Genomic DNA, 9,914 nt, shown 5'->3' with positions numbered 1-9,914 from the left:
TAGCAAAAGAAATCCTCTTTAAAAACACACCATAACTGACTCATAATCAGTAGGTGCCTGGTTCGATTCCAGGTGGGCCCACACAATGCCGACAAAAACCCCTCATACACTCTGTATGAGGGGTTTTTACACTTTCAAATTACTTCTAAATTTTTTAGAAGGTCAAAAATCAGTCTTTTACTTTCAATTTTCTTCTAAATAGTTTTTGATGAAAACATTCATTGGATTGCGTTGCAACAAGGCTTATGTGAAGAAATCAGGGTGATCACAACTGTATATGCTGGTGGGGATCGATGGAAAATTCGATAAGATTCCGCTGGACATGGATTGGCCTGCTGAACTTGTAGATGAAGACAATTTTCAGCTCATCGCCAGAACAAAAGATGATAAGGACTGCAACGACAACAACCTGTTGATCCGGCATCAAACAAGTTATTTGTTGGATAAGATATTCTTAGTTGTAATTTGTTAGATAAAATCTGTGTTAAACAAAATTGCTATGCCATTAATTACGCCCGCCATCAAGGACACACTCCTCAATCATTTTGTTGAAAATTACAGTTTGGGGCAATTAATCGATTTGCCTCGTGACCAAAATCTATTAGGATTGTCAGGTGGCGAATTAGCGTCATTAACAAACCAATTCGTCAAGATGGATTTAGTAAAGGAATGGGGAAGTACGAGGGATTCTATTACAATTTCCCTAAATGTGGAATCACATGACTTTATTGGAAGAGGGGGTTTTTATGGCCAAGAGATCTTATTCCAGAAAAATGTTGAAAAAATAATTTGGGAGATTGATAGGTTTGAGGTAAGTGACGTGATTAAGAAACCTGAGATTCAAAGCATCAAAGAGAACATTATCCAATATATGGGGCTACTGGCAAATTTAGGTACGGCCGGCGACTTGATTAGCAAAATATCATAATTCGAAGTTAGTCAATCCAACCTCGAATTATGAGCAACTCCCTTACCTTAACCCAGTCAACATACGACCGTCTATTATCAACACCCTCAACCCTTAGCACCAGCGGAATTTCTATTGCGAAATCATCAATAATCAAATTCTCATAAGCTTTTAGCGAACTGGTCCAGCCGTACTTTGTGAATTCTTGTGGATCCTGTAAAAGGAATATCATTACAAAAGAGCCCGCTATGGTATCAACTCAATAGAACTTACGTCAAAAATGCTTTTTCTAACTCGCCCCAAAGTTTTTGAATCGTATTTTGTAGCTTTTGAACCTGACCTAAAGACGGAAATTCAGTACCTCTTAAATAATGACCAACTAGAACCGGACTTAACCCAGCACGTTTGGTTGCATCCTTGCCCCTCATTAGTTATATAGTCATCAAGGAGCTGTCGTAAGTTTGCTTCAATTTCTGACATATCTCTTCCCCCTGTCACGAGTAAATAACCTTGTATTCCTTCGATACAGAATACTCATTTACAGGAAAAAAAACATGGATATTATATGCGAAAGAATATAATTATGACTAAATATTAACATTTTGTATGCTTTTACATATAAAATGTTAATATTTAAATAATTATATGCTTAAACGTATAAAATGGAAAGATTAGCAGAATTCGTTAAGCAAAAAAGAAAACTAGCCCAATTGACTCAGGAAGACCTGGCGTCCAGGGCCGGAGTCGCACTTACCGTAATCCGAAAAATTGAGCAGAATAAAGGAAATCTGAATCTTGAAAAAGTGAATCAGGTACTCCGAATGTTCGGCCACGAGCTAGCTCCGGTAAGTAGTAAAGATCTGAACCCAACAAACCAGGAGCAGCCGCTATGAGACAGGCAAAAATATTTTACAAGGACATAGAAGCAGGACACCTTACTGACACAGACGACGGTCTTTACCAGTTTCGGTATCTGGAGGAATACGTACAGAACTACCCGAATCAATTTATCAGTTTTTCAATGCCGGTAGTCTCTGCCATTTATACAGACAAACACCTTTTCCCTTTTTTTGACGGACTTATTCCAGAGGGATGGCTTTTAGATATTGCGTCAAAAAGCTGGAAAATAAACTTAAATGACCGTATGGGGCTTCTGTTGGCTTGTTGCCGAAATTCAGACCGGGCCTTTTATTTTACAGTACTCGCCCTCAAAAGCTTATTATTTTTTCACATTGTAGCCGCGTTCACCGAAAGGTTGTAATTCATCAATGTATAGCTTTTCAAGCTCTCTTACTTCGCGCGCGTAATCCCGTTGCTCCGTATCGACTTGTTGAATCTCGACCAGTACTTCAAAGACGAATCTGCTTTGTCCCAAATTTTTCCAATCTTCTTGCAAAGGAGGATTTCGAAAGCCTCCGAGATTCAACTCGCTACGAATTCTGTTCCATATCGCATCAAGATTCACGTTGCTTCCGATTAAAATTTTCTGATTGTCCAGATTGCGAAGCTGAAACACCCCTATCCTGAATTTTTTTTGCTTATACTCATCCCTTAATGCCTTTTGATTGTCCATTGTGATCTCAATTCGTAGATATAAAAAGTAAGTTATATTTTCGCTCTATGTCGTATAAAATGCCCAGTCGCTAATCCAATTATGCAGAGTTAGATTCGATATTTGGAAAGGATCGTCTATTTCTATATCCTCATTTTATCAGAAAAATATTACTGTCGCCTATCAGCTCTTGCCCGACGTGTAGGAATTGAACAAAGTAAGGACGCCTGTAAGAATCACGCAACACAAACATTTTGAATTGTAAGTTTTGATCGCTTGATCATCACTAAATCCAATTGAACTGTTACTTTGAATACAAAACCTGTGCGATTGTAGCGGCGGCACTAGTCGTGTCAAACGATACTCTTATCTAAAAATAAACATATTTCTCAACGCCTTGCGGAACAGTTTTAGGTGCAGCAGCACTGAATCCATAGCGAACAATATCTACCCTGAACCGATGGTATTTTTGAAATACTTTCTGTGTTTTCAAATAGCTTACCAACCTGTCAGACAAGGCTTTTGTATTTTGAGAAAAAGATGAATCTGTTTCATTCATTTTGTGAACGATCTTTATTTTCACTTCTTGATCCGGACCGTTTGAAGTAATACCTGAGAAATTTGAAATTAAAATATCCTTTCCAAACTGGTTATTAAATTCCAGCGAATCATTCACAAATGTTTTGACAGCCCCTCCAATGATATTCCTTTCCTGCCCAAAGGAAGGAATCGTCCACACGAAACAGCTTAGAAGTATCAGTAGCGTTGATATTTTCAATTTCATAGTCATGCCTGGTTTGATTATGTGTATGTTTTGAAGTTTCATTAGATGAATTACACCAGTTGGTATTAGATAATCTCACGATTACTAAGTGAATGAATTTACACCTCCCACTTATTTCAATCTTTATCAGATCTGAAAACAACTACGCCATTCTTTATGACCAGCCGAACATCGTACAATGATTTCAAAAAATCCTGCTCCAAATCACCACCAAATATGCTGATATCTGCCTTTGCTCCTTTTTTGAGCACGCCTATGACTCCCTCCATACCTAAAATCTGGGAGGAATTATATGTCGCAAAACGTAAAACATCTGCAACTTTTACACCAGCTTCGGTATAGGCCACCAACATATCTTTCGCTTGTTTACCGACAGGCTCGTCTGTTTCATTATAATAGTCCGAGCCGGCCACAATCTTAACGCCCTTCTGTATTGCCTTTTGAATCGCTATCCTGTTTGGCAGAACAAAATCGTTTACAATGCCCTCAGCCGTTTTGCCCGTTATGCCATTCAGGAGTTTTACCCGGTTCAAACCTTCCTGAAACGATACCGGTGTCGGAACCAAATAAACATGCTTTTGTGCCATGAGGGTTAAAGTGGAATCGGATACGCCATAGCCATGCTCAATTCCGTCTACACCCGCCAGCACTGCATTACGAATGGATTGGTCAAAGGTGGCATGGGCGGTGACCTTTTTTCCATATTGATGGGCTGTTTCAACAATCGCTTTCATCTCATCAATCGTCAGCAAAAACTGATTAGGCGAATTATCCGAACAGATTTTGATCACATCAGCACCACTATTTAGATTTTCCTTCACGGCAAGCCTGGCATCCTCTACGCTTTTTATGATCCTGTACTCCTGAGTAGCCACACTTCCCAAATGATGTGGCAATTCAAGAAATTGTCCTCCCACTGCACTTAGGATAGGTCCTGAGACAAACATTCTGGGACCGTCTACATAACCTTTATTGATTGCATTCTTTAACGTAACATCAAAGAATAAGCCGGAATTACCCAAGTCTCTTACCGTGGTAAAACCCGCATTTAAATAAGTTCTTCCAATATACGCTCCTCTCAAAACCCTTTCTGCTTCGGAATGAACCATCGGATCCACCACCATTGGCGACGGCCCTTTCGAATACGGCATATGCAACAAAAGGTGCGTGTGGGCATCGATCAAACCAGGCGTAACGGTGTGTTTGCTCATGTCAATCACTTCTGTTCCCGGAGGCACCGAAATTTTGGAGCCTATTTCTGCAATGATGCCATTGTCAATCAGTATTTCCTGATTTTTTTCAAAACTGCTTTTTGCGCTGTTATAGACATTACCAGCCCGGATCAATACCCTCTTCCCGACCGGATTCTGGGCAATGGCGTTGATTGAAATAAGTAAAGTAACGACAGAAAGGAACCACCTGATCATGAAAATAAGGATTAGTTTGTTGACATTTTTAGAAAAGGAATTACTGATAGTCATTTACCGGCCACATCTTATTTTTCAAGGCAGGACCCGAATTAATCCACAAGAATCTTGTAGCTTAGTATATGGAAAAATCAGATATCCCGCGTTTGGAATTAGAGTCATTTGCCGAGGTTAACTACAAAGTCCCTTTTTTAAAAGTACAACACTACCCGCTCAACGCCAGTTATTTCAGCATAGAAAACAGGGAAAGTTATCCGGTGGTGGACTACATCTCTCCCAACCGAAGACAATTTTTTAAAATATTCCATATGACGTCCGGTACAGGAATACTGACCGTTGGGTTGCACCAGTATGTACTTGGCGCCGGAGCTATTGCCTTTTTACATCCCGACGAACTTATGTCCTGGCAAACGACCTCTGTCGATACGGGCGGACACTTCTGCCTGATTCATCCCAGATACTTTGAACATGACGCCGACCATGTACTTCAGTTACTAAGAAATTACCCGTATTTTAAAGCTTCAAAAGCTGTTATTCAATTGACCGAAAACCAGTCTGCTGTCGTTAACAGTCATTTCGAATCAATGGTAAAGGAAGACAGAGGAAACAGTGAGGATAAAAAACAAGCCATCTTGTTATATCTCCAAATGATATTGCTGGAAGCTCAGAGAGCGGGCAAAAACCTGGCGGATGTTCATGTTCCGGAAAGTTATGGTTACATATATGGTTTCTTATCGCTGTTAGAATCCTCCTTTCAGGTGAGCGGACAGGATATTGCCGTTAAAATAAAGACTGCCGCAGAATTTGCCGATCAGCTCAACGTGCATCCTAATTATCTCAATGCGCTGGTGAAAGAACATACGGGTAAAACCCTGAGGGAGCACATTCAGGAACGACTGATGTATGAAGCCAAAGCACTGCTTATTCAAACGGATTGGGATATTAGCAACATCAGTTATGGATTAGGGTTTTCCGGACATGCTGCATTTACCTCGTTTTTTAAGAAGAAAGAAAACATATCCCCCTCAATATTCAGAAAAAACGCCTCTTCACAGCTGAATAGTTGAAACTCGCAATTATCCCTGTGATTTGAAGAAGTGCTTATCGGGCTCATGGAAGTTCCTTTGTACCATAACTTTTAAACTTAAAAAGAAATGGAAAATCAAGGAAAAACATGGCTCGTTACAGGTGGTTCACAGGGAATTGGTCTTTTATTAGTACAGCAATTACTGGCAGACGGCCACAATGTAGCAGTGACCGGTCGCAACCTCGAAACCGTAAAAAGCGCCATTGGCAATACTTCCGCACAATTTTTACCATTACAGGTCGACCTCACCAATGAAGAGAGTGTTGGCAAGGCCGTAGAAACCACTATCCATCATTTTAAGTCCATCGATTTTCTGGTAAATAATGCCGGTTACGGATTGATAGGCGGCATTGAAGAAACGTCTGCAAAGGAAGTTCAGGCCATTTTCGACATTAATGTTTTCGGTTTATTAAATGTAACACGTGCGGTATTGCCATACATGAGGGCAGCTAAGTCGGGACATATTTTCAATTTATCTACCGTTTTCGGTCTGATCGCCGGCGCAGCCTGGGGCCTTTACTGCGGAACCAAGTTTGCGGTGGAAGGCTTATCCGAAGCTTTGGCGCAGGAGGTGAACCCATTTGGTATTCACGTAACGATTATTGAACCCGGTTATGTTCGTACCAACTTCTTAAAAAGCGGATCGATCGCACATCCTCAAAATCCGATTGCGGCCTATACTGCCATTCAGGAAGAGAAACGTAAACATTTGGAAGAAGTGCCCGGAACGCAAATCGGGGACCCTCAAAAAATAGCAGACGTGATCATCAATACTTCCCAATTAAGCGAACCACCGCTTCGCCTGCTCCTGGGATCTGACGCCCTGCAATATGCCAATTATAAAATACAGATGTTACAGGAAGGAATTGAAGCTAATAAAGCCACCACATTTTCGACTGACTTTGATAAGTAATCGTTGATTTTCAGCGTTTGCCGGATCGGTAAATGCTGAAAAAACTGAGGGGCTGGATTCTCCATTTGGGAAAGTTGTTTTTGGAGCTTAACAGAAAGCTGAGCCCGTGTTGGGCAAGAGGACATCATTGCGGTTAAAAATATCTTCAAGCTTAGTAAAACAGAACCTATTCCTTGAAATAAAAAATCATTTCAAGGAATAGGTTCTTAACAGCCTCATAAAGTGCCTCTCTTCTCATGAACACTCGTTTTTGAAATTTTCTTCAATAAAAAACAACGCTCCGTCCTTGTCGCTTAATAAGTTATATCAAATTAAGTCTACAAACTATTAGAATTTTTACTATGTTAGGGATTACAAAAACAAACCCTAAAAAAATGAAAGCTTCAACACTTCTCCTCGCTGTTATCTGTTTTTTATCATTCAATGCGAAAGCGCAGGTTGGCGTTGGTACCACCTCACCGGACGGTTCCGCTCAACTCGACATTGTGTCAAATGAAAAAGGTATTCTAATACCTCGTCTGACTGCCATACAACGCGTGAGTATTCCTTCACCGGCAGAAGGCCTTCTGATTTATCAAAGCGATGCGCCCATCGGTTTTTACTTTTATAATGGCAGTACCTGGACCCGTCTGGTCAGTACCTCTGATGTGATCACCCCGGCGCTTACCAGTGGATATGCAGCCAACACTTCCGGATCAACGATTGCCGTACTCCTTGGAGGCAGCAACGTTCCCCTTCCAAATGCGCAGAATTTCACTTCCGGTATCACCATCAATGGCAGCAACAGCATCTTTACCATTACCAATGCCGGTCGTTATCAGATATCTTACAGGCTCAACACAACAGCCAGTTTACTTGTTTCCAGTAGAATTTTGTTGAATGGATCGTCCCTTCCAGGCTCTGTTGTTTCACCAACTGTGTCAATAAATACCTTTCAGTCCAGTGTAATCACAAACGTCGCAGCCGGATCAACGATCAGCCTTCAGTTCTACGGACTTTTGGGTGCCGCAGTACTTGCCGGGGATGCCTATGTTTCCATCGTAAGACTTCAATAATTCATTTTGTAAAAAACGAACTCACAAAAGCGGTTCAGCGCTATCGTCTGACAAACGATAGCGCTGAATGACATAAACCAAGCGGAATTACAGCTTGAAATGGATCATTTCCCCTGCGGCTTATTTGAGGCTAATAAAGCTTCAAGCTCAGCAACAAGTTTTCCGGAAGAGGGGCTTGTAGCATTCGACTGCACAATATTCCCATCCCCATTGATGAGGATATATCTGGGAATTCCCTGGACTTTATATGATTTCCAAATATTTTGCGGGTTATCGTCATCATCCTGATTTATATGAATGCCTTTGGGAATATTACCCTCCTCTAACAATTTTTGCCAGGCCTGTACATTACGATCTACTGAAGCAAAAAGAAATACGATTTTATCATTGCCTGCGAAGTTCTCGATTACTTTTTTTACGTCCGGAAAGCTCTCCCGACATGGTTTGCACCAGGTCGCCCAAACATCGACGTATATAATTTTCCCTTTCAAATCACGAGACGAAATGATCTTACCATCCTTGTTAATACCTGTGATAACCGGAGCTGGTTTTCCAGGTGCCAATACCTGCCAGTTGTCAAACTTTTTCTCTAGCGAACTTACAAACTCTACATGCTGGGGCTCTTTAAGCCAGTTTTTATAAACCATTTCTATCTCAGGCGTAATACCTTCATGGGCCAGCCAGTGGCTAATATTTTTAGCCAAAAAATATTTCTCCATTTCGTCAGAATACTTCGCTTTACGTATTTCCATCTCTCCGAAAATTGGAAAGCTCCTTAGAGAATCTTTGGCATTGTGCAGTCCATATAAGCGGGCGTAATAGTTACGATTGAAATAAAAAGACATCACCTGGGCATATTCTCCCAAATGAACTTTCAAAAGCCCCGGATCCAGAGGAACATTCAAGACATTGGATTTAACAGATTCAGGCAAATCAGCCGGAAGATTGTCTGGACCAAATTTCGAAAACACATAGTTCTGGTCGTAAAGCAACATAGCCATCTTATTTTTTGCCGCCAATAGCTCCTTCGTTTCCGCTGATAATGTCGATCGGCTGACCAATTCACTTAATAGACCAGCGAGCGTCTTCTCACGCGAATCCCTGGCAATCATATACTTATCCAACGCCACCTGAAAATAGATTTTGCCGTCGACATTTTCATACTTTTGTTTTGTCGCGTTTACTTGAAGTAAATACGCATTGGTTTTGGCACCGCTGCCCTTATAAGTAACCTCGTGTCCGGTGTTTTGTTCGTTGATCGTAATTTCCAGCTCATCAAACGGATTGAGGTAAACGGGATAACTTCTGTCTGCCAATGTAATGAAAGCAAATACCGGTTTTGTAAGGGAAAAGTCGAGAAGCGCCTTACCCTTGTCATCGGTGGTAGCTTCGGCCAGGTTTATTGCATCAATATCAAGCATATCAGTTACGACAACACCTGCTTTCACCTGCTTTGAACCCGGCGCATTGATTTTGATCTTAACTTGACCATCTTTATTCTTAAAATTTGTTAAAAGGAAAAAAAGTGAGACAAAGAGGAGGTTTACATGGAGTTTTCTAAGCATGGCTGATACTGATAAGTTTAAAGGTTTCAAAAGAATTATTTGCTCAATTTTATGGTTCTGCCGCTTATCTGACGCTTTTTTGAAAAACTTTCTGTGTTTCAAAAAAGTCACCGATCGGTTTCTTTTTCTTCTGAACGAACACCTCTTTTTTTTATTTCGCTTACAATATTTCCCAACCAGGCAAGGATACTTCCCAATCGAACAAATCGATTGCCTATCTATTTTTAGATTTTGCTTAGACTATAAAAAGCCCGTGAACCGGGAACATGAAAATAATTTCACATCTCCGATACACGGGCTTTATAAAAATCTTGAAATTACTGCACGATTACCGCATGTTCGTCACAAACCGCGGATAACTTTCATACCAATATCACATCACTGGGCACAGCGTCCCCATCATCTCCGCCAGCATGGACGGCATATTCCAGTGCCAGTTTTTTCCCGGTAACATCCGCTTCTTCCAGCAGCTCAAAAACCCGGCGTTCGCCAAGCATCAACAGCGCCTGAAACAGGACGCAGGCATAACTATACTCCTCACTCCCAACTCCTTTTTCCTTCGCCAAATCGTTGTACTTACCGAACAAGTCTTTTCCTTTTCCCATAACTATCAGATTATCAATT

11 protein-coding genes are annotated in these 9,914 nt (G+C 41.0%); 6 read left to right on the top strand and 5 right to left on the bottom strand.

Features of this window, described 5'->3' with window-relative positions:
* Positions 1-499: 499 nt before the first annotated feature.
* The 3 genes from M1L62_RS23160 to M1L62_RS23150 all read left to right on the top strand — a co-directional run bounded on the left by M1L62_RS23160 (position 500) and on the right by M1L62_RS23150 (position 2,168).
* Positions 500-928 (top strand): hypothetical protein, encoded by a 429-nt coding sequence (locus M1L62_RS23160; RefSeq protein ID WP_254562008.1) that lies wholly within the window; start codon positions 500-502, stop codon positions 926-928.
* A 641-nt stretch (positions 929-1,569) separates the two neighbouring features.
* Positions 1,570-1,800 carry a helix-turn-helix domain-containing protein gene (locus M1L62_RS23155; protein ID WP_254562007.1) on the top strand — a complete coding sequence of 77 codons (231 nt, stop codon included), beginning with the start codon at positions 1,570-1,572 and terminating at the stop codon, positions 1,798-1,800.
* Positions 1,797-2,168, top strand: coding sequence for a HipA N-terminal domain-containing protein (locus M1L62_RS23150; protein WP_254562006.1), 372 nt, complete (start codon positions 1,797-1,799; stop codon positions 2,166-2,168). The genes M1L62_RS23155 and M1L62_RS23150 overlap by 4 nt, the downstream gene beginning before the upstream one ends.
* On the opposite strand, the gene M1L62_RS23145 is transcribed toward M1L62_RS23150, so the two are convergent.
* From M1L62_RS23145 to M1L62_RS23135, 3 genes are all read right to left on the bottom strand, one after another.
* Positions 2,127-2,480 (bottom strand): GIY-YIG nuclease family protein, encoded by a 354-nt coding sequence (locus M1L62_RS23145; RefSeq protein ID WP_254562005.1) that lies wholly within the window; start codon positions 2,478-2,480, stop codon positions 2,127-2,129. The two genes, M1L62_RS23150 and M1L62_RS23145, sit on opposite strands and share 42 nt — an antisense overlap.
* Before the next feature lie 349 nt (positions 2,481-2,829).
* Positions 2,830-3,243, bottom strand: a complete 414-nt coding sequence (locus M1L62_RS23140; protein ID WP_254562004.1) for a hypothetical protein — start codon at positions 3,241-3,243, stop codon at positions 2,830-2,832.
* 116 nt (positions 3,244-3,359) lie between these two features.
* On the bottom strand, positions 3,360-4,670 hold the full coding sequence (locus M1L62_RS23135) for an amidohydrolase family protein (protein WP_254562003.1): 1,311 nt from the start codon (positions 4,668-4,670) through the stop codon (positions 3,360-3,362).
* A gap of 122 nt (positions 4,671-4,792) precedes the next feature.
* Between M1L62_RS23135 and M1L62_RS23130 the strand changes: the two genes are divergently transcribed.
* From M1L62_RS23130 to M1L62_RS23120, 3 genes are all read left to right on the top strand, one after another.
* Positions 4,793-5,737, top strand: coding sequence for a helix-turn-helix domain-containing protein (locus M1L62_RS23130; protein ID WP_254562002.1), 945 nt, complete (start codon positions 4,793-4,795; stop codon positions 5,735-5,737).
* Between the two features lie 87 nt (positions 5,738-5,824).
* A complete protein-coding gene (locus tag M1L62_RS23125; protein ID WP_254562001.1) occupies positions 5,825-6,670 on the top strand; it encodes an SDR family NAD(P)-dependent oxidoreductase in 846 nt (281 codons plus the stop codon).
* Positions 6,671-7,044: 374 nt separating this feature from the next.
* Positions 7,045-7,725, top strand: a complete 681-nt coding sequence (locus tag M1L62_RS23120) for a BclA C-terminal domain-containing protein (RefSeq protein ID WP_254562000.1) — start codon at positions 7,045-7,047, stop codon at positions 7,723-7,725.
* A 104-nt stretch (positions 7,726-7,829) separates the two neighbouring features.
* Here the strand turns inward: M1L62_RS23120 and M1L62_RS23115 are convergent, their stop codons facing one another.
* Together M1L62_RS23115 and M1L62_RS23110 are read right to left on the bottom strand one after the other, a co-directional pair.
* Entirely contained in the window at positions 7,830-9,290 is a 1,461-nt protein-coding gene (locus M1L62_RS23115; RefSeq protein ID WP_254561999.1) for a TlpA family protein disulfide reductase, read from the bottom strand.
* A gap of 362 nt (positions 9,291-9,652) precedes the next feature.
* Complete coding sequence (locus M1L62_RS23110) at positions 9,653-9,895, bottom strand: hypothetical protein (RefSeq protein ID WP_254561998.1); 243 nt, start codon at positions 9,893-9,895, stop codon at positions 9,653-9,655.
* Positions 9,896-9,914 lie beyond the last annotated feature (19 nt).

The sequence above is a fragment of the Dyadobacter diqingensis genome (assembly GCF_024220585.1).
GTDB classification, from domain to species: domain Bacteria; phylum Bacteroidota; class Bacteroidia; order Cytophagales; family Spirosomataceae; genus Dyadobacter; species Dyadobacter diqingensis.
Note: the sequence above shows the minus strand (reverse complement) of the source record. Positions and strands in the feature narration are given on the sequence as shown.